The organism is Pseudomonas putida, assembly GCF_028682175.1.
In the GTDB taxonomy this organism is placed as follows: Bacteria; Pseudomonadota; Gammaproteobacteria; order Pseudomonadales; family Pseudomonadaceae; genus Aquipseudomonas; species Aquipseudomonas putida_AD.
This window is the reverse complement of sequence record NZ_JANHKS010000017.1, coordinates 42,091-61,054: the sequence shown is the minus strand read 5'-3', so window position 1 is coordinate 61,054 and position 18,964 is coordinate 42,091. Positions and strand designations below refer to the sequence as shown.

Sequence of the window (18,964 nt, the reverse complement as noted above, 5' to 3'; positions counted from 1 at the left end):
GTGATGCAAGCGCGAGTGTTTCAGGCCCGCTGACGGGCTCAGTGGGTGCGATTCTTCGCCTCGATCCACTGCGCCATGTACTGCGTGCTCTTGTGCTGATGGTGGCGCAGCATGGCGCCGGTGAAGTTGGCGGTGCGGTGGGCCTGCAGGTTGTCGCGGATCTGTTCGATGCGCTCGATCAGCGTTGCGCAGTGGCGCTGGAAGCGGAATCGCTCGTCGAGCACTCGCCAGCCTGCGCGTTGCGCCTGTTCCCACAGGGTCTGGTCCTGATACAGGCGTACGGCTGCGTCGGCCAGGCCCTGGGCGTCGGTGGCGATGGCGCCGGGGAATGGCAGGTCGCCGTACATGGCTTCGGCGCCGATCGGCGTGGTGACGCTTGGCGTGCCGCAGGCCATGGCGTCCATGATCTTGCCCTTGATGCCGGCACCGAAACGGATCGGCGCCAGTGACACCCTGGCCGCGGACATCACCTGGAACGCATCTTCGGCCCAGTTCATGATGTGGAAACCCTGGGCGGCGTTATGCAGCGCGGTGGCCTTGGGCGGGGTGTAGGCACCGTAGACGTGCACCTGGGCCGTCGGCAATTGCTGGCGGATCAGTGGCCAGATTGCGTTTTTCAGCCAGAGAACGGCGTCCCAGTTGGGCGCGTGGCGAAAGTTGCCGATGGTCAGGAAGTGCGCGCGCTCATCGAACGGCTTGCCCTGGCTTGGTACATCGTGCACCAGCAGCGGGGCCCAGAGCAGCAAAGACTCGGACATGCCGAATTGCCGCGTCAGAAGCTCGATCTCCATGTCCGAGACCATCAGGCTCAGGTCGCTGCGGTAGATGGCGGCGATTTCCCGCTGGGCGATGTCGGTCCCGGCCATGTGCGAGAACAGGTTGTCCCGTGACATCGCGAAGTAATCGTTCAGCTCGGCATCCGGCTTGCCTTGCAGCAGATCCTTGACCAGTTGGTGGCGGGTGTGACGCATGCTCTGCAGGTCGGAGGTTTCCAGTACCCGCACGGCATTGGGGCAGTGGGTCTCCACTCGCCAGCCGAACTGTTCCTGCATCACGTATTGATCGAACAGCACGACATCAGGCTGAAGATCGCTGATGAAGGTGTCGAAGCTGCTGTCATTGAGCTTGATCGCCACTTCGGTGATGCCCAGTGCCGCAAGGTCGGCCTTGTGCTCGCCTTCGGTGGCGGGGCTGGCGAAGGTAATCTGCCAGCCTTGCGCGAGAAAACAGTCGATCAATTGCATGACATGCCCGCTGGCCGCCGACGAGCGAGGTTCGGGCCACACGTAGCCGATGATCAGGACGTGGGTGTGGCGGGTCCGGGAGGGAGAGTCACTGGCCAAGGATGCTGTTCACTTTGTCGCGCAACTGGTCGATGGAAAAGGGTTTGCCGATCAGGTGGGTGCCTGGCGGAGTGTCGATGTTTTCCGCGTAGCCGCTGGCGAACAGGATCGGCAGGGCAGGGCGCAGGTCGGCCGCTTTGCGCGCCAGGTCAGTGCCCGGCATGTCGGGCAGGCCCTGGTCGGTCATCAGCAGGTCGATGGCCTTGGTCTGGTCTTGCAGAAACGCCAGGGCTTCGCCGCCATCGGCGGCCTCGAGCACATTGAATTCGAGCTCTTCGAGAACGTCGACGATCAGCATGCGGACGATGCTGTCATCTTCAACCACCAGGATCGTGCTGGCTGGGTCGGACATGAAAATTTCCTTGAGCATGAGGGCGCCGGACCGGGCGATTGATGCCCGATCTGCTAAACAATTAGGCCAGCGATTGTGACAAGTTCTAAGCGTCAACGACACAATTCAATTGAGTGTGGTGGCGAGATAAAATCATTCAAACGTATAGTAGTCATACTTTTGCGCCTGACCGAAGGTGGGAATGTTCTACCTTGTGTGTCAGAAACTGGAGTTTTTTGCCGACGATTGCGGCACACTCCGTCGTTTAGACGAATTTGCCCGGGCCTTTTGCGATGATCCAAACCTCTGCAGTCGATGAGCAACGTTTTCGCAAGCTGTTGAGCCGTAACGTCGGTCTACCCTTGGGGGTCGGCGTACTGAGTGCGGTGTTCTTCGTCGTCCTGATCAGCTACCTGCTGTCTGCCATCCAGTGGGTGGAGCACACCGACCGGGTCATCAACAACATCAACCGCTCGCTCAAACTGTCGATTGACATGGAAACCGGCATGCGCGGTTACCTGCTGACCGGCGACGAGCGCTTCCTGGATCCCTACGAAGTCGCCAAACCAGGGATCACGGCAGAATTGATCGGGCTCGAAGAGCTGGTGGCGGACAACCCGGATCAGGTCGACCGCCTCAAGCGCCTGGCCGCCCTGCAGAACACCTGGAATGACTTCGCCCAAGAGATGATTGACCTGCGGCGCAACAACGGCGATTACATCACCGCCGTGCAGACGCGCAAGGGCAAGCGCCTGACCGACGAAATTCGCGAGCAGTACGACCAGGCCGAAGCGGTGGAGCATCAGTTGCGTCTTAGCCGCAACGCCGACGTGACGCGCACTACGATCTGGACCGTATCGGTGTACATCGCCTTCATCCTGCTGGTCAGCGGGGTGTTGGCCTGGGTCGGTCGCCGCGACATGTCGGCGCTCTCGCAAAGTTACGCCGCTTACTTCAAGGCCCAACAGGAAGACGCCGAGCGCCTGGCGCACGTGGCCTGGCTGCGCAACGGGCAGAGTGAGCTGGCCGAGCAGGTGATCGGGCAACTGACCCTGAACCTGCTGGGGCGCAACGTGCTGCATTTCTTTGCCCATTACCTGGGCGCGGTGGTTGCGGCGGTTTACGTTCGCCAGGAGCACGGGGGGCTGTTGCGCGTTGCCTCCTATGGTTTCTCCCGCCAGCAGGAACTCCAGGAACAGTCGATCTTCAGCGGCGAAGGCATGGTCGGCAAGGCCGCCGAGCAGAACCAGATCATCACCCTGGACGACCTCCCGCCCGATTACTTCAAGGTCACGTCCGGCCTGGGGGAAGGCTCGCCGCGCAGCGTCGCCGTGGTCCCGACCCGCAACGATGACCAGGTCAATGGTGTGGTGGAGTTGGGCTTCCTGCGCGAGCTGACGCCGCGCGACCTCGAGTTCCTGAAACTGGTGGCCGAAAACGTCGGCACCTCGATCGAGGCGGCGCGCTACCGTCAACGTCTTCAGGAAGTGTTGGCCGAAACCCAGCAGCTCAACGAAGAATTGCAGGTCCAGCAGGAAGAACTGCGCACCGCCAACGAAGAGCTCGAAGAGCAGTCGCGGATCCTCAAGGAGTCTCAGGCCCATCTGGAAACCCAGCAGGTGGAGCTTGAACAGACCAACGAGCAACTGGCCGAACAGAGCCGGGCGCTGGCCGACCAGCGTGATGCGCTGGATCGCAACAATGAGGAGCTGAGCATCGCCCAGGTCGAACTCCAGGCCCGTGCCGACGAGCTTCAGCGTTCGAGCAAGTACAAGTCCGAATTCCTCGCCAACATGTCCCACGAGCTGCGCACGCCACTCAACAGTTCGTTGATCCTGGCCAAGTTGCTGGCGGAAAACCCGCAGGAAAACCTCACCAACGAACAGGTGGTGTTCGCCGAGTCGATCTACTCGGCCGGCAACGACCTGCTGAATCTGATCAATGACATTCTCGACATCGCCAAGGTCGAGGCCGGCAAGCTCGACGTACGCCCGGAAAACGCCAGCATCAGCCGCCTGGTCGACAGCCTGCGCATGACCTTCGAACCGCTGGCCGCCGACAAGCACCTGCAGTTCTCGGTGGAGGTCCAGCCTGGCACGCCGGTTGCGCTGTACACCGACCGCCAGCGTCTGGAGCAGGTGCTCAAGAACCTGCTGTCCAACGCCGTCAAGTTCACCGACACCGGCGCCGTCAGCCTGACGGTGTCGGGCCAGCCGGGCGGGGGCATTGCCTTCACCGTGCGCGATTCGGGCATCGGCATCGCCGAGCATCAACAGCAGATCATTTTCGAGGCCTTCCACCAGGCCGACGGCACCACCAACCGGCGTTTCGGCGGCACCGGCCTGGGCCTTTCGATTTCCCGTGACCTTGCCCATCTGCTGGGCGGTTCGATTTCCGTCACCAGTACGCCGGGGCAGGGCAGCGTGTTTACCCTGGTCATGCCTGAGCAGTATGCCGAGGACGCCACGCCGCTGCCTGCGCAGACTGCACCTGTGGCATCGGCGCCGGCTCCCGCGCCGGCTGCTCCTGCGCGCGAAGCGCAGGTTGTTGCCACTGCCGCGCCGGACGCCGAGCCGATCCCGCGCTTTGCCGATGACCGTGACAAGGTGCCGTTCACCAAGCGCTGCATTCTGGTGATCGAGGACGAGGTGCGTTTTGCCCATATCCTCTACGACCTGGCCCACGAGCTGGGCTATCACTGCTTGGTGGCCCATGCCGCCGACGAGGGCTTCGAGCTGGCGTCGGCCTTCATGCCGGATGCCATCCTGCTGGACATGCGCCTGCCTGACCATTCCGGGCTGACGGTCCTGCAGCGCCTGAAGGAAATGCCAAGCACCCGGCACATTCCGGTGCACGTGATTTCCGTCGAGGATCGCCAGGAAGCGGCGCTGCAAATGGGCGCCATTGGCTACGCGGTCAAGCCGACCACCCGTGAAGAGTTGAAAGACGTCTTCGCACGTCTCGAAGCCAAGCTCACGCAGAAGGTCAAGCGCATCCTGCTGGTGGAGGACGATGCCCTGCAACGCGACAGCATTGCCCGGCTGATCGGCGACGATGACATCGAAATCACCGCCGTGGGTTTCGCTCAGGACGCCCTTGAGCTGCTGCGCGAAAACGCCTACGACTGCATGATCATCGACCTGAAACTGCCGGACATGCTCGGCAATGACCTGCTCAAACGCATGTCCACCGACGAGATCTGCTCGTTCCCGCCGGTCATCGTGTACACCGGTCGCAACCTGACCCGCGAGGAAGAGGCCGAGCTGCTCAAGTATTCGCGCACCATCATCATCAAGGGCGCGCGCTCACCGGAGCGCCTGCTCGACGAGGTGACGCTGTTCCTGCACAAGGTCGAATCGCAGTTGTCCAACGAGCGCCAGAAAATGCTCAAGACCGCCCGCAGCCGCGACCGCGTGTTCGAGGGGCGCAAGATCCTGGTGGTGGACGACGACGTGCGCAACATCTTCGCCCTGACCAGCGCGCTGGAGCACAAGGGCGCCGTGGTCGAGGTCGGCCGCAACGGCCTTGAGGCCATCGAAAGGCTCAAGGCGGTTGATGACATCGACCTGGTGCTGATGGACGTGATGATGCCGGAAATGGACGGTTACGAAGCCACCATTGAAATCCGCAAGGACCCGCGCTGGCGCAAACTGCCGATCATCGCCGTCACCGCCAAGGCCATGAAGGACGATCAGGAGCGCTGCCTGGCAGCAGGCTCCAATGACTACCTGGCCAAACCCATCGACCTGGACCGGCTGTTCTCGCTGATTCGTGTGTGGTTGCCAAAAATGGAACGTATCTGAATGGATTCGATCAACTGGATCACGCCCGTAGAAAGACCAGGTTTTACTGATGGCCCTTGAGCGAAACATAGACATTGAATTGCGCTTGCTGATCGAGGCGATCTACCTGAAATACAGCTACGACTTTCGTGACTACTCCGGCGCGTCGATCAAGCGACGCGTCGGCCATGCGTTGCGTCAGTTCGAGGTCAAGACCATTTCGGCGTTGCAGGAGCGGGTGCTGCACGACCCTTCGGCGTTCATGCAACTGCTGCAATTCCTGACGATTCCGGTCAGCGAGATGTTTCGCGACCCGACGCATTTCCTGGCGATCCGCCACGAAGTGGTGCCGCTGCTCAAGACCTACCCGTCGTTGAAGATCTGGATTGCCGGGTGCAGCACCGGGGAGGAGGTCTATTCGATGGCGATCCTGCTGCGCGAAGAAGGCCTGCTCGACCGCACCATCATCTATGCCACCGACATCAACCCCGCGTCCCTGGAGAAGGCCAAACAAGGCATCTACTCCATGGAGAACGTGCGCGTGTACAACGAGAACTACCTCAAGGCGGGCGGCAAGCGGCGGTTTTCCGAGTACTACACTGAAGCTTACGACTATGCGATCTTCGACAAGACGCTGCGGGAAAACGTGACCTTCGCCGACCATAGCCTGGCCACCGACAGCGTGTTTTCCGAAACACAATTGATCTCGTGTCGCAATGTGCTGATCTACTTCAACAAGAAGCTTCAGAACCGGGCATTCGGGCTGTTTCACGAATCCCTGGGCCACCGGGGCTTCCTGGTGCTGGGCAGCAAGGAAACTCTGGATTTTTCAGACTTCAAGGACCGGTTCGAGCCTCTGGTCAAGCAGGAACGGATCTACCGCAAATCATGAGAACGTCCTTTCCCGGCGCCGATGCCGATGCAGGTGTAGACAGGCCCGCGTTGCCAGCGGTCGATGCCATCGTGGTAGGCGCCTCCGCTGGCGGTGTCGAGGCCTTGCTGAAGATTTTCCGCCTGTTGCCCAAGGGCTATCGCTTGCCGATCATTACCGTCCTGCACCTGCCCGATGAGCGCCGCAGCCTGTTGGCCGATGTGTTCAGCGCCCATGTGCCGATCCCGGTAAAAGAAGCGGCCGACAAGGAACCCATCGCGCCGGGCACACTCTATTTCGCCGGGCCCGGTTATCACCTTTCTGTGGAGGCCGACCTGAGCCTGTCGCTGAGCCAGGAAGAGCGGGTTTTCTTCTCGCGTCCGAGCATCGATATCCTCTTCGAATCGGCCGCCGATGCTTACGATTCCAGGCTTGCGGGGGTATTGCTGACCGGTGCCAACAACGATGGTGCGCAGGGCATGGCACGAATCAAGGAGTACGGTGGTCTTACCGTAGTCCAGGACCCGGCCAGCGCGCTGGTACGTACCATGCCTGATGCCGCGCTGGCCCTGCGCACACCTGATTTTCTCTTGCCCTTGCCCGATATCGGGCGGTTGTTGGTTGAGCTGGAACGAATTGCATGCTGACTGAAACCACTGCCAAACTGCTGATCGTCGACGATCTGCCGGAAAACCTGTTGGCCCTTGAAGCGCTCATCAAGCGCGAGGACCGCCAGGTCTTCAAGGCGCAGACCGCCGTCGAGGCGTTGTCGCTGCTGCTGGAGCACGAATTCGCCATGGCGATTCTCGATGTGCAGATGCCGGGCATGGACGGTTTCGAACTGGCCGAGCTGATGCGCAGCACCGAGAAGACCAAGAGTATCCCGATCATTTTCGTCAGCGCCGCCGCACGCGAGTACAACTACGCGTTCAAGGGTTATGAAAGTGGCGCGGTGGACTTCCTGCACAAGCCGCTGGATATCCATGCGGTCAAGAGCAAGGTCAACGTATTCGTCGACCTGTACCGCCAGCGCAAGGCCATGAAGCAACAGGTCGAGGAACTGGAACGCAGCCGCCAGGAGCAGGAGGCGCTGCTGCGTGAGCTCAAGTCGACGCAGAATGAACTCGAGCACGCGATCCGCATGCGCGACGATTTCATGTCCATCGTGTCCCATGAAGTGCGTACGCCGCTCAACGGGTTGATTCTCGAAACCCAGTTGCGCAAGTTGCACCTGGCCAAGGACAACGCGTCGGCGTTCACCATGGACAAGCTCAAGGCCATGGTCGAGCGCGATGAACGGCAGATCCAGAGCCTGATTCGCCTGATCGAGGACATGCTCGACGTATCGCGTATCCGTACCGGCAAACTGTCGATCCGCACCACCGCGTTCGACCTGTCGGAGCTGGTGGTCAACCTGCTGGAAAGCTACGGGGCGCAGATCGCCGCCGCCGAAAGCGTGGTGACCCTGCATGCCAGCGAGCCGGTGATCGGGGTGTGGGACGAGTTCCGCCTTGAGCAAGTGGTGGCCAATCTGCTGACCAACGCCCTGCGATACGGCGCCCATAAGCCCATCGAGGTTCGGGTGTACTGCGAGGGTAACGAGGCGCGTGTGGAAATTCGCGACCAGGGCATCGGCATCAGTCCCGAGAACCAGAAACGGATCTTTCAGCAATTCGAGCGGGTGTCGGCCAGCCATGTGGTTGCGGGGCTGGGGCTTGGCCTGTTCATTTCTGATCAGATCGTCGCCGCCCACGGGGGTTCGATCACGGTGGAAAGCGAAGAGGGCAAGGGTTCGATGTTCCGCATCAGCCTGCCGCTTTGAACGCCTTCGGGCACCGGAAACATCGGGCCAGAGCGCTGCCGTCAGGTTGCCAGCGCGCTCGCTTCGATCTGTCATGACCGCTGAGGTAAATAACTGATTTTTCTGCGCAACCTCCAGCGCGGGCCATGGTCGTAATGGCAGCTATTTACAAGATCGAAGGCGTCCCAATGAGCTCTGATGCAGAAAATGTCGTACTGATCGTCGAAGACGAGCCGCTGATTCTGATGCTGCTCTCCGACTATCTGTCCGGAGAAGGGTATCGGGTGTTGCAGGCGGAGAACGGTGAGCAGGCATTCGAAATCCTCGCCACCAAACCTCACCTGGATCTGATGATCACTGACTATCGCCTGCCGGGCGGTGTGTCGGGTGTGATGATCGCCGAGCCCGCGGTCAAGCTGCGACCGGAGCTCAAGGTCATCTTCATCAGTGGGTATCCGGCGGAGATTGTCGAGTCAGGCAGTCCGATTGCGCGCAAGGCGCCGATTCTGGCCAAGCCGTTCACAATGGACAGCTTGCATGCGCAGATCCAGCGGTTGCTCAATTAGTTGTTATTGATCGTTGTTTTGATCGTTCCCACGCTCCGCGTGGGAATGCCGGTTTTGACGCTCCGCGTCGGCTGGCGCCTTGACGTCGCACTCTGCGCCGCCTGAGCCATCGCGCACTTGAATCAACACCTAAAACACGCCACCTTCCCGTAGCAACGCGGTCTCTGTGCCTGGCCCCAATCCTGTAGGAGCGCGCTTGCCCGCGACGGCGTCCTTGAAATCGCCCGCCGGCAAGCCGTGCTGCTACAGGGCAGGACGATGGCGGTGTCGGCGTGCGGGCCGGTCAATCGTCCAGGCTGATGATGCGTTCCCGGACGCAGAACAGGACCAGGCCCGCAACGTCGTAGATCTGCAGGCGTTTCATGATCTGGGAGCGGTGAGTTTCGACGGTCTTGACGCTCAGGCTCAGGCCGTTGGCGATTTCGCGGGTGGATTTGCCGCGCACGATCAGGCGCAGGATCTCCAGTTGGCGAGCCGTGAGGTTGTGGTTCTCCACCGGTTCCGCCCTGGTGTTCTGGGCGCTGACCAGTGCCTGGTTGATCACCGTGTGGGCAATGGCGGGGCTCAGGTAGCGCTCGTCGTTGCGCAGCGCTTCCAGTGCCTGCTCGATCTCGGTGGCAGTGGCATCCTTGAGCAGGTAGCCGTGGGCGCCGCTTTCCAGTGCGCGCATGATCATCTGCGGATCGGTGTGCATCGACAGGATCAGCACCTTGCTGTCCGGCAGTGCCTTGTGCAGGCGTTCGAGCGCATCCAGGCCGTTGCTGTCTCGCATCGAGATGTCCAGCAGGATGATGTCGGGTTTCAGGTCCAGGGTCATTTCCAGCAATTGCGCGCCATCGGCGGCTTCGCCGATGACCTGGTAACCGGGAATGTCAGACACCAGTGCGCGTACCCCCGCGCGGATCAGGGCGTGGTCATCGACCAGAAGAAGATTGCAGATCATGAATGCTTACTTATGTCAGCGCGTTCGCGGGCGCGGGGCGCCCAGGGGAACAGGGCTTGGATATGAGTGCCGTGGCCGGGCTGGCTGTCTACGGTCAGGTGGCCGCCCAGCAGCGTCGCGCGTTCGATCATGCCCGCCATGCCGCGCTGGCCTTGCTGGCCAGGGTTGCTGGCCGGGGAGAACCCCAGGCCATCGTCCGATACGCTCAACGCCAGGCCTTCGGGACGGCGCTGAATCCGCACCAGCAGATTGCGGGCCTGGGCGTGGCGCAGCATGTTGGTCACGGCTTCCTGGGTGATGCGAAACGCCGCGACGGCCATCTCCTCGGGGATTCCCGCCAGGCGCTGATGGCACTCCAGGCTCCAGAGGATCGAGGTGTCGGCCAGCGTGCGCAGCAGGTGTTCGCGCAGGCTGGCTTCAAGACCCAGGCTGGTCAGTTGGCGCGGATTCAGAATGGCCGACACGTCCCGAACCTTGGCCAGGGTCTCGTCCAGAATGTTGTTGAGCATGGCGCACTGAGGGTGCAGGTCCTGGGCGGCCCGGCGTTGCAGCCAGTCGCTCTGCATCTTCGCTGCGGTCAGCATCTGGCCGATGTCGTCGTGCAACTCGCGGCTCAGGCGATGGCGTTCGGTCTCCTGGACCTGGAGCATATGCTGCGCCAGTTCCTGAGGCTGAAACTCGATGGTGTGGCTGGGACGGCTGATGCTGTAGCCAATGCTCAGGAAAACCAGGACGTTGAGCACCAGCAGGCCCCATGGCAGGCCGTTGCCGAAAAGGTAAACGCCGACATTGCATGCGCTTGCTGCCAGGCACGAGAGTGCTGCCCATCGTAATGCTTTGTTCGAGCCCAAGGCCCAGGACCTGGAAATACTGTTGCTGCCATGCATAGCGGATGAAGCCATCGGATTATTGTTGCGGATACCTGAGCAATAGTTGTCAGGCCACTTAAGGAGGTCAACAGAATGAAGCACAGCTGCTGGCCTGTTACGTGTATACAAAAAATCTGGGGTCGACGTTCAACAACGGTAATGCGCGTAAACACTTTCGGCGTTCATTCGCGGGCGCCGATCTTACCTTAAATGCTGACGTTAATAAGCCTTGAGTGTAAATAAGACCAGCAAGGTATTTGTCCGATTAGTCAGGATCTGACGGTGGAACGATGGTGCTAATTATTGGAGTTGGAAAAGCCCGGCAACAATAGGGGTGTCCTGCTTCAGAACTTCAGCGTGCCGCTTGCCGCGTCGCGAGGCAAGGAGGAAGTTGCAGGCATGTCGCGTTTGGCCATGTTCCAGTGATGGTGAAGATCAATTGTCGTTTTCAGGCATGTCGTCCAGGTTGGTGACATGCCGGCAGCGTCGAGACTGAAAAGGGTCAGCGTGCGCCGGTGTGGCCGACGTGCTCGTCTGGGGGCGGTTCGCGATGCACTAATTTGAGGGTAACGGGCCAGTCGACGGTGACGGTATTGCTGTTTTCGAGGGTACCGATGCCGCAGCAGCAGCCAAACTGTTCAAGCAGTTCGTGCTGCTCCTGATCGTCCAGCGGCAAGAGGCCCGTGACGGGGTCGATCAGCTCGATCTGCCACGACAACAGCGACAGGCACTGGCGCAGCGACACCAGTGCCTTGGGCTGCAAACGCCCGGTGGCGCCTGCGAAATACAGCAGATAGCGCAACTGTCGGGAGAAACCCGCGACCGGCGCCACGCTGGCAGCGTCGGCCAGGCCGGCGATGCGTTGCAGGACGCCGAGCAGGGCTTCGATGGCGTCCTTGTCGTCGTTGATCAGTTCCAGGTGGCTCAGGCATTCGTCCGCGCGATCCAGCAGGCGTTGGCCGTCGTTGAGAAAATCACCGTGCAGTTGATGCCATTCATTGCCGTTCAGCATGTGAAATCTCCACTCTTCATGGCGGGCGATCCAGAGTCGCCGGGGGCGAGTGGCCCAAAGTTAATGTTGAAGGCAATTAAAAGTCTGTAGGGCGTTTCTGAAATTCTCAATTTTCTTGCAGCCAACGAGACGCGATCTTGCGCAACTCCTCGTGTCGCAGGTCGGATCTGGCGGTCCGTTATCACTGTTCTTACGGGGGGATCGAGGGATTCCGCGAGCGCGACCACGTATCTGACTCCATTCATTCAATGAGAATGCCGTCACAATAATGGCAATTAGATACCGCGAATATCAGGTTTGCCCCGATGGCGGATAAGGAATGCCCCTAGGGGTTTCTCCGAGGGTGCAGAAAGAGTGCGGCTAAGAGCCACTATAGTCGATGATTTCCCGGGTCGGGATATTTCTCAGTAGAACATGATGTTAATGTGATATCAAATACGGCGTAAGGCGCTTATCTTCTGACTCAGGTTTGCGCAGCTGCTGCCGATAATGGCTATGCGGACTCACTTGAACCCTGCTCCAGGAGCAACAGATGGCTGGCATTCTCGACACGGTAGATCAACGTACACAGCTGGTGGGTGAGAACCGCCTGGAAATTCTCATGTTTCGCCTGGCAGGTCGACAACTGTTCGCGATCAACGTGTTCAAGGTTCAGGAAGTGCTGCAACTGCCCAAGCTGACCCTGATGCCGCAGCGCCACCCGTACGTCTGCGGCGTGGTCAACCTGCGCGGCCAGACGCTGCCGGTGATCGACCTGTCCCAGGCGATCGGCATGCGCCCGCTGGTTCCGGGCCCGTCGAGCACCATCATCGTCACCGAGTACAACCGCTCGGTCCAGGCGTTCCTGGTCGGCGGCGTGGACCGCATCGTCAACATGAACTGGGAGGCGATCCTGCCGCCGCCGGGCAGTGCCGGGCGCCAGCATTACCTCACGGCGATCAGCAAGGTCGACGACCAACTGGTCGAAATCATCGACGTCGAGAAAGTGCTCGCGGAGATCGTGCCCTACAGCGCCAAGGTGTCCCGCGACAAGCTCGATGATCCGGTGCTGGCGCGCGCTCGCGGTCGTGAAGTCCTGCTGGTCGATGACTCCAATGTGGCGTTGTCGCAGTTGCGCGATACGCTGGGTCAGTTGGGCGTGAAAATGCACGTGGCCAGTGACGGCCTCAAGGCGTTGAACATGCTCAAGGGCTGGGCGGACAGCGGCGAGGTGGTGACCGACAAGCTGCTGATGGTCTTCACCGATGCCGAGATGCCGGAAATGGACGGTTACCGCCTGACCACCGAGATTCGCAACGACCCGCGGCTGCGCGGACTCTATGTGGTGCTGCATACGTCGTTGTCGGGGAGCTTCAACGAATCGATGGTCAAGAAGGTCGGCTGCGACAACTTCCTGTCCAAGTTCCAGCCGGACAAGCTGGTGGATGTGGTGCGCGAGCGTCTGATGCTCGACAACTGAGTCACCAGGGTTTCAGGCCCCTCGCTGTATGGAGGGGCTTTTTTGTATCTGTACCGTTCGCGAAGGTGATGGCTCGTATAAAGTGGGGGCTTCCCGCTTCGTCACTTCAAGGACGCTTTCATGCTGCACCTTAGCGCGCTCTATCGGTATCCCCTCAAATCCTGCAAGGCGGAGCCTCTGCAACAGGCCAGTTTCGACGAGCTGGGGTTGAGCGGGGATCGACGCTGGATGCTCGTGGATGAAGCCACTGGCCGCTTCTTCACCCAGCGCGCCTTGCCGCACATGTCGCAGCTGTCGGTGTTGTGGAATGCTCGGGGCGGGGTGACCCTCTCGGCCCCGGGCACCTCGCCACTGGACGTCGCGCTGCCTGACGACGTCGAGGCCAACCTGCGCGGCGTCACCGTCTGGCGCGACACCCTGCGCGTGCCCGATGCCGGCGATGAAGCGGCGCAGTGGGTCAGCGAGTTCATCGGCAAGCCGACCCGCATGGTGCACATCCCCCACGCACGTGCGCGCTGGCTGCCCTCAGGCTATGGCACTGTGGATGACAAGGTCGGCTTTGCCGATGGTTTTCCGCTGCTGCTGATTGGTCAGGCTTCGCTGGACGACCTGTCGGCGAAAATCGGCCGACCTCAGGAGATGCTGCGTTTCCGTCCGAACCTGGTGGTCGAGGGCAGCGAAGCTTTCGCCGAAGACGGCTGGAAACGCATTCGCATCGGTGACATGGAGTTTCGTCTGCTCAAGGGCTGCTCGCGCTGCATCCTCACCACCATCGACCCGGCCACCGGTGCGCGCAGCGAGGACCGTGAGCCGCTGAGCACGCTCAAGACCTATCGGGAGAAAGAGGGCGAGGTGTGGTTTGGGCAGAACATGGTCAATGACGGGCCCGGCACGCTCGAGGTGGGGATGCCGGTTGAGGTGTTGGAGTAGCTGACGTCCCTGGCTTGCGCCCAACATCTGTGGGAGCGGGCTAGCCCGCGAAGAGGGAGAGGCTTGCGCCGCGATGTTGTCTGACCCATCGCTTTCGCGGGCTAGCCCGCTCCCACAGAGTGACGTTACAAATCGTCGAAAAAACGCTCGTGCCAGTCAACCAGCGGCTGTGGCGCGTTGAGTTTCTGCCCGTAGATCACTGCATACGACAGCACGTTCTGCACGTACTGGCGGGTTTCGTCGAACGGGATGCTCTCGACCCAGACATCGAACGCCAGGTGGTTGGCGCCCTTGAGCCACTGCCGCACGCGGCCGGGGCCGGCGTTGTAGGCGGCCGAGGCGAGTACCCGGTTGCCGTTGAACTGCGCATGGACCTGGCTCAGGTACGCCGCACCCAACTGGATGTTCTTGTCCGGATCCAGCACCTGCGCCGGGGAGGCCAGCGGGATGCTGAACTTGCGCGCAGTTTCCTTGGCTGTGGCCGGCATCAGCTGCATCAGACCGCTTGCGCCGACACCTGAACGGGCGTCGTCCATGAAGGCGCTTTCCTGACGGGTGATGGCGAACACCCAGCTCGAATGCAGGCCGCGCACTTGCGCCTCGCGCACCAGGGTATCGCGGTGGGCCATCGGGAAGCGGATGTCCAGGTCGTCCCAGTACTGCGCCTGGCTGATGGTGCGAATGGCCGGGAAGTACCAGCGCATGTCGTAGGCCAGCTTGGCCTGGGCGACCATCTCGTCACGGGTGAAACGGCGTGTCACGTGATACCACTCGCGACGGCCATTGACCACTTCGCCACGCTCGTAGAACTCCAGCGCACGGCGCACGCCCGGTGTATTGCGCACCTTGTTGATGGTGGCCTGGCTGAGCATCAACGGCTTGTTGTTGAGCATGTACGGCGTCTGGGTACGGTCGGCGGCGAGGAAACCGTAGAAATCACGCTCCCGGGACACGGCCTTGTACAGCGCCGGCAACTGCGGGTTGTTGGGCTGCGACAGCTCCAGGGAGCGAGCCTGCCAATAGCGCCAGCGGTTGGTGGTGGCCAGGTCCTGGGGCAGGCGCCGGGTCAGTTCGTAGGCATCGCCCCAACGGCCCAGGCGCAGCAACAGGCGCAGGCGCCATTCGGTGACGGTGTTGTCGCGCAGGTCCGGGTCGTACTTGGTCATCAGGCCCAGGGCACGGTCATCGTAGCTGCGGGCGAGGGTCAGGCCGATTTCCTTGGCGATCTGCACCTGCTCTTCATGGGAGAAACGCAGCACGGGCGAGTAGCTGTCGAGCAGTTCCATCGCCCGCTGCGGGTCCTGTTTGGCCAGGCGGCGCAGGCCCAGGCCGACCACGTCGGACATGGCCTCGTCAGCCGGCAGGAACTGGGCCTGGTTGTTGACCATTTCGGGTTTTTGCGCGACGGCGATCAGCAGGCGACCCTGAGGCGCAAGGGTGGTCATGCTGTTGACCAGTTGGTTGGCCAGCGCGTAGTTGCGTGCCTGGGCGGCCAGCTTGGCGCGCTGCCAGCGTTTCTGCTCGGTCAACTGGCCCTCTACCGCCCACTGGGTGAAGAAGGTGTCGCAGGCGGTTGGCAGGGTCTTGCCGGTCATCCAGATGCGCTCGGCGTTGGCGTAGCCTTCCGAGCGCAGGTTGTGACTGAGTTGGTAGCTGCCGTTGAGGCAGTCCAGTTCGACGAAATTGAGTTTCGGGTCGTAGTACTTGACGAAGGGCTGCCAGTCACCCCGGGACGCCAGCAGGCGCAGCCAGCGCAACTTCATGAAGTTGGCCTGGGGCAGGTCACCGTGTTCGGCCAGGAACCGTTCGACTTCCTCGTTGCTGGCGCTGTTCAGGCGCGCGGTGAGTTCGTCATAGGCCAGGTAAGGCTCCAGCGGGTAATCGGCCAGCGCCGCGCCGTACATGCGGTACGGACCGGCATCGCCCTTGGCCAGGGCACGTTTGGCTTGATCGTAGTACTGGCGTTGGGTCGCAAGATCCACCGCGTGGACAGACTGGGCTGCGGTGGCCGACAGAAGCAGGCAGGACAAAAGGCTGAACAAACGACTGCGCATGAGACTTCCGTGCAGATGAACCGTGAAAAGTGCCGCTAGCTTAGCCTTTTGCCAGCGTGGGTTGAAGGGCAAAGGTGTTGAAGGGTGGGGTGTGGAAACAATTGCTTGCAGTTGGGGGGTGTGGATGAGGTGATGGGTTGGGATTCTTACTCTGATGCCCTTTGGGCCTTATCGCGAGCAAGCTCACTCCTACATTTGTTGCAACGTGCCGCATTCTGATGGACCGAGTGCGCAGTCTTCGTGAAATGCCGGAGACCTCGCGCCGGGCGCCGGGGCTAGCAACACGGTCTATCAGGCGATGGTACGTTGCAAAAGATGTAGGAGTGAGCTTGCTCGCGATCAGGCCCGCAGGGCATCAAAGTACCGATTCCAAGCCTACCCCCAAACCCATCATCGAATCCCGCCCAATCACCCCTCCATCTCAGGTAGAATGCGCGCCCGGTTTTTGGAGAAGCTCATGACCCTGCTCAAATTAAGCGATGTGTCCCTTGCGTTCGGCGCCATGCCGTTGTTGGACAAGGTGTCCTGGCAGATCGCCCGTGGTGAGCGGGTCTGCATCATCGGTCGTAACGGTACTGGCAAGTCCAGCATGATGAAGCTGGTCAAGGGCGTGCAATTGCCCGATGACGGCAGTGTCTGGCGGGCGCCTGGGCTGAAGATAGGCGAACTGCCCCAGGAGTTGCCGGTGGCCGATGGCCGTACCGTGTTCGACGTCGTGGCCGAAGGCCTGGACGGCGTTGGCGCCCTGTTGGCCGAATATCACCACCTGAGCCAGAACATCGTTACCGCTGAAGACCTCGACAAGCTGATGCACGTGCAGTCGGACCTCGAGGCCCGCGACGGCTGGCGCCTGCAGCAACTGGTCGACAGCACCCTGAGCCGCCTGCAGTTGCCGGCGGACAAGACCCTGGCCGAGCTGTCCGGTGGCTGGCGCCGTCGGGTGCTGCTGGCCCAGGCGCTGGTGGCCGAGCCCGATCTGCTGCTGCTCGACGAGCCGACCAACCACCTGGACATCGGCGCGATCGCCTGGCTCGAAGAGGCCCTGAAGGAGTTCCAGGGGGCGGTGCTGTTCATCACCCACGACCGTTCCTTCCTGCAGAACCTGGCCACCCGCATCCTGGAACTGGACCGTGGCGGCCTGATCGACTGGAACGGCGACTACGCCAGCTTCCTGGTCCACAAGGAGGCGATGCTCGCCGCCGAAGAGACCGCCAACGCGCTGTTCGACAAGCGTCTGGCCCAGGAAGAAGTGTGGATTCGCCAGGGCATCAAGGCCCGTCGGACCCGCAACGAAGGCCGCGTGCGTGCCCTCAAGGCCCTGCGCGTGGAGCGTGGCGAGCGTCGCGAGCGCACCGGCAAGGCCAACATTCAGCTGGATACCGCCGAGAAGTCCGGCAAGCAAGTGATGGTGCTGGAGAACGTCAGCTTCGCGCACCCGGGTGGCCCGACCCTTATCAAGGACTTTTCCATGGTCCTGCAGCGCGAAGACCGCATCGGTCTGCTGGGTGCCAACGGCACCGGCAAGACCACGCTGCTCAAGCTGATGCTCGACAACCTCACGCCGACCACCGGCAAGGTCGAAGTCGGCACCAATCTGGAAGTGGCCTATTTCGACCAGTTGCGTCATCAGCTGGATCTGGAAAAGACCGTGATCGACAACATTTCCGAAGGTCGCGACTTCATCGAGATCGACGGCCAGAGCCGTCACGTGTTGAGTTACCTGGGGGACTTCCTGTTCAGCCCGCAGCGTGCCCGCACGCCGGTCAAGGCGCTGTCCGGTGGCGAACGCGCACGGTTGCTGCTGGCCAAGCTGTTCAGCAAGCCTGCCAACCTGCTGGTACTCGACGAACCGACCAACGATCTGGACGTCGAAACCCTGGAGCTGCTCGAAGAGGTCCTTTCCAACTTCAAGGGCACCGTGCTGATGGTCAGCCACGACCGGGCATTCCTCGACAACGTGGTCACCAGCACCCTGGTGTTCGAAGGCGAGGGCAAGGTGCGCGAGTTCGTCGGTGGCTATCAGGACTGGATCCGTCAGGGCGGCTCGCCGCGCCTGCTGGGCGTGACTGAAGGCAAGTCCGGCAAGGCCGAGCTCAACTCCGCGGTGGTCGCCCCTGTAGCGCCCGCACCGGCGCCAGTGGCCGAAGCGCCGGCAGCGAAGAAGAAACTCAGCTACAAGCTTCAGCGCGAGCTGGAAGCACTGCCGGGTGAAATCGACGCCAAGGAGCAGCAGATCGCTGCCGTTGAGGCCGAAATCGCCGACGCCGGTTTCTACCAGCGCCCTGCGGCTGAAACCGCCAAGGTGCTGGCATCCCTCGAAACGCTGAACAAAGCGCTGGATGCACTGGTTGAGCGCTGGGCGGAGCTGGACGAGTAACGCTCGCGCGCAGCAATAAAAAAGCCCGATCCCCCTAAAGGGCTCGGGCTTTTTGTTGCGATAGCTCAGCAATGTAGCAGTCCGGCCGGGCGGCGCTCCGCTTGCCGGCGTCGGCGTCCTGAGGATCGTTGTCGCCGGCAAGCCGGACTGCTACGAGGGCAAACAGGTTACTCCACGCGCTTGACCAGGCGCACCGCCAGCACATCGCACGGCGCGCCGTGCAGGACGTCATTGGCGGTGGAGCCCAGCAGCAGCGACAGGCCGTGACGGCCATGGCTGCCAACCACGATCAGGTCGACATGGTGCTGCTTGGCCAGTTGATGGATTTCCTGGCGTGGCTGGCCGTAGGTGAGGTGGCTGTCGCCGGTGTGCACGTCAGGGTATTTGAGTTTCAGGGCTTCGAGCTTTTCCTTGGCCTGGTCGAACTGCTGCTGTTGCAGTTGCGAAAGATCCATGGGGACGTCGCCACCGAAGGCCATCGCCATGGGTTCGACGATGTGCACCAGAGACAGCTTGGCGCCGCTGGCAACCGCCAGTTTGATGGCTTTCTTGATGACCGGATCGCACTCTTCAGTGAGGTCCACGGCTACCAGAATATGTTCATAGGACATGGGATGTTCCTTCTG

The 18,964-nt window shown here is 61.4% G+C and carries 15 protein-coding genes; 8 read left to right on the top strand and 7 right to left on the bottom strand.

The features are described from left to right. Window positions 1-38: 38 nt before the first annotated feature. Together NPS29_RS14270 and NPS29_RS14265 are read right to left on the bottom strand one after the other, a co-directional pair. Window positions 39-1,343 (bottom strand): glycosyltransferase, encoded by a 1,305-nt coding sequence (locus NPS29_RS14270; protein WP_400780577.1) that lies wholly within the window; start codon window positions 1,341-1,343, stop codon window positions 39-41. Further along, the gene (locus NPS29_RS14265) at window positions 1,333-1,695 is read right to left on the bottom strand and encodes a response regulator (protein WP_274133361.1); all 363 of its coding nucleotides are present in this window, start codon (window positions 1,693-1,695) and stop codon (window positions 1,333-1,335) included. Before NPS29_RS14265 ends, NPS29_RS14270 begins: the two co-directional genes overlap by 11 nt. A gap of 272 nt (window positions 1,696-1,967) precedes the next feature. Between NPS29_RS14265 and NPS29_RS14260 the strand changes: the two genes are divergently transcribed. The 5 genes from NPS29_RS14260 to NPS29_RS14240 all read left to right on the top strand — a co-directional run bounded on the left by NPS29_RS14260 (window position 1,968) and on the right by NPS29_RS14240 (window position 8,694). Further along, window positions 1,968-5,477, top strand: a complete 3,510-nt coding sequence (locus tag NPS29_RS14260; protein ID WP_274133360.1) for a response regulator — start codon at window positions 1,968-1,970, stop codon at window positions 5,475-5,477. A 49-nt stretch (window positions 5,478-5,526) separates the two neighbouring features. Next, window positions 5,527-6,348, top strand: a complete 822-nt coding sequence (locus tag NPS29_RS14255) for a CheR family methyltransferase (RefSeq protein ID WP_274133359.1) — start codon at window positions 5,527-5,529, stop codon at window positions 6,346-6,348. Beyond that, complete coding sequence (locus NPS29_RS14250; protein ID WP_274133358.1) at window positions 6,345-6,974, top strand: chemotaxis protein CheB; 630 nt, start codon at window positions 6,345-6,347, stop codon at window positions 6,972-6,974. The genes NPS29_RS14255 and NPS29_RS14250 overlap by 4 nt, the downstream gene beginning before the upstream one ends. Further along, window positions 6,968-8,149, top strand: coding sequence for a hybrid sensor histidine kinase/response regulator (locus tag NPS29_RS14245; protein ID WP_274133357.1), 1,182 nt, complete (start codon window positions 6,968-6,970; stop codon window positions 8,147-8,149). The genes NPS29_RS14250 and NPS29_RS14245 overlap by 7 nt, the downstream gene beginning before the upstream one ends. Before the next feature lie 167 nt (window positions 8,150-8,316). Then, window positions 8,317-8,694: a response regulator gene (locus NPS29_RS14240; RefSeq protein WP_274133356.1), complete on the top strand. Its 378-nt coding sequence runs from the start codon at window positions 8,317-8,319 to the stop codon at window positions 8,692-8,694. A 283-nt stretch (window positions 8,695-8,977) separates the two neighbouring features. Here NPS29_RS14240 and NPS29_RS14235 read toward each other — a convergent pair whose 3' ends face one another. The 3 genes from NPS29_RS14235 to NPS29_RS14225 form a co-directional block, all read right to left on the bottom strand. Then, window positions 8,978-9,637 carry a response regulator transcription factor gene (locus NPS29_RS14235; protein WP_274133355.1) on the bottom strand — a complete coding sequence of 220 codons (660 nt, stop codon included), beginning with the start codon at window positions 9,635-9,637 and terminating at the stop codon, window positions 8,978-8,980. Then, window positions 9,634-10,524: a sensor histidine kinase gene (locus NPS29_RS14230; RefSeq protein WP_274133411.1), complete on the bottom strand. Its 891-nt coding sequence runs from the start codon at window positions 10,522-10,524 to the stop codon at window positions 9,634-9,636. The genes NPS29_RS14235 and NPS29_RS14230 overlap by 4 nt, the downstream gene beginning before the upstream one ends. A 484-nt stretch (window positions 10,525-11,008) precedes the next feature. Beyond that, window positions 11,009-11,518 (bottom strand): hypothetical protein, encoded by a 510-nt coding sequence (locus NPS29_RS14225; RefSeq protein ID WP_274133354.1) that lies wholly within the window; start codon window positions 11,516-11,518, stop codon window positions 11,009-11,011. Window positions 11,519-12,050: 532 nt separating this feature from the next. Here NPS29_RS14225 and NPS29_RS14220 point away from each other — a divergent pair. Together NPS29_RS14220 and NPS29_RS14215 are read left to right on the top strand one after the other, a co-directional pair. Further along, window positions 12,051-12,977, top strand: a complete 927-nt coding sequence (locus NPS29_RS14220) for a chemotaxis protein CheV (protein ID WP_274133353.1) — start codon at window positions 12,051-12,053, stop codon at window positions 12,975-12,977. A gap of 120 nt (window positions 12,978-13,097) precedes the next feature. Beyond that, window positions 13,098-13,907: an MOSC domain-containing protein gene (locus NPS29_RS14215; RefSeq protein WP_274133352.1), complete on the top strand. Its 810-nt coding sequence runs from the start codon at window positions 13,098-13,100 to the stop codon at window positions 13,905-13,907. Between the two features lie 125 nt (window positions 13,908-14,032). On the opposite strand, the gene NPS29_RS14210 is transcribed toward NPS29_RS14215, so the two are convergent. Continuing rightward, window positions 14,033-15,961 carry a transglycosylase SLT domain-containing protein gene (locus NPS29_RS14210; RefSeq protein ID WP_274133351.1) on the bottom strand — a complete coding sequence of 643 codons (1,929 nt, stop codon included), beginning with the start codon at window positions 15,959-15,961 and terminating at the stop codon, window positions 14,033-14,035. A 457-nt stretch (window positions 15,962-16,418) separates the two neighbouring features. On the opposite strand from NPS29_RS14210, the gene NPS29_RS14205 reads away from it, so the two are divergent. Further along, the gene (locus NPS29_RS14205; protein WP_274133350.1) at window positions 16,419-18,338 is read left to right on the top strand and encodes an ATP-binding cassette domain-containing protein; all 1,920 of its coding nucleotides are present in this window, start codon (window positions 16,419-16,421) and stop codon (window positions 18,336-18,338) included. Between the two features lie 167 nt (window positions 18,339-18,505). Here the strand turns inward: NPS29_RS14205 and NPS29_RS14200 are convergent, their stop codons facing one another. Next, window positions 18,506-18,949, bottom strand: a complete 444-nt coding sequence (locus tag NPS29_RS14200) for a universal stress protein (protein WP_274133349.1) — start codon at window positions 18,947-18,949, stop codon at window positions 18,506-18,508. Window positions 18,950-18,964: the final 15 nt, after the last annotated feature.

Bases quoted from the DNA above. Each gene is read 5' to 3' on its own strand.
- NPS29_RS14265 (WP_274133361.1), bottom strand. From the start codon at position 1,695: ATGTCCGACCCAGCCAGCACGATCCTGGTGGTTGAAGATGACAGCATC.
- NPS29_RS14260 (WP_274133360.1), top strand. From the start codon at position 1,968: ATGATCCAAACCTCTGCAGTCGATGAGCAACGTTTTCGCAAGCTGTTG.
- NPS29_RS14255 (WP_274133359.1), top strand. From the start codon at position 5,527: ATGGCCCTTGAGCGAAACATAGACATTGAATTGCGCTTGCTGATCGAG.
- NPS29_RS14250 (WP_274133358.1), top strand. From the start codon at position 6,345: ATGAGAACGTCCTTTCCCGGCGCCGATGCCGATGCAGGTGTAGACAGG.
- NPS29_RS14245 (WP_274133357.1), top strand. From the start codon at position 6,968: ATGCTGACTGAAACCACTGCCAAACTGCTGATCGTCGACGATCTGCCG.
- NPS29_RS14240 (WP_274133356.1), top strand. From the start codon at position 8,317: ATGAGCTCTGATGCAGAAAATGTCGTACTGATCGTCGAAGACGAGCCG.
- NPS29_RS14235 (WP_274133355.1), bottom strand. From the start codon at position 9,637: ATGATCTGCAATCTTCTTCTGGTCGATGACCACGCCCTGATCCGCGCG.
- NPS29_RS14230 (WP_274133411.1), bottom strand. From the start codon at position 10,524: ATGCATGGCAGCAACAGTATTTCCAGGTCCTGGGCCTTGGGCTCGAAC.
- NPS29_RS14225 (WP_274133354.1), bottom strand. From the start codon at position 11,518: ATGCTGAACGGCAATGAATGGCATCAACTGCACGGTGATTTTCTCAAC.
- NPS29_RS14220 (WP_274133353.1), top strand. From the start codon at position 12,051: ATGGCTGGCATTCTCGACACGGTAGATCAACGTACACAGCTGGTGGGT.
- NPS29_RS14215 (WP_274133352.1), top strand. From the start codon at position 13,098: ATGCTGCACCTTAGCGCGCTCTATCGGTATCCCCTCAAATCCTGCAAG.
- NPS29_RS14210 (WP_274133351.1), bottom strand. From the start codon at position 15,961: ATGCGCAGTCGTTTGTTCAGCCTTTTGTCCTGCCTGCTTCTGTCGGCC.
- NPS29_RS14205 (WP_274133350.1), top strand. From the start codon at position 16,419: ATGACCCTGCTCAAATTAAGCGATGTGTCCCTTGCGTTCGGCGCCATG.
- NPS29_RS14200 (WP_274133349.1), bottom strand. From the start codon at position 18,949: ATGTCCTATGAACATATTCTGGTAGCCGTGGACCTCACTGAAGAGTGC.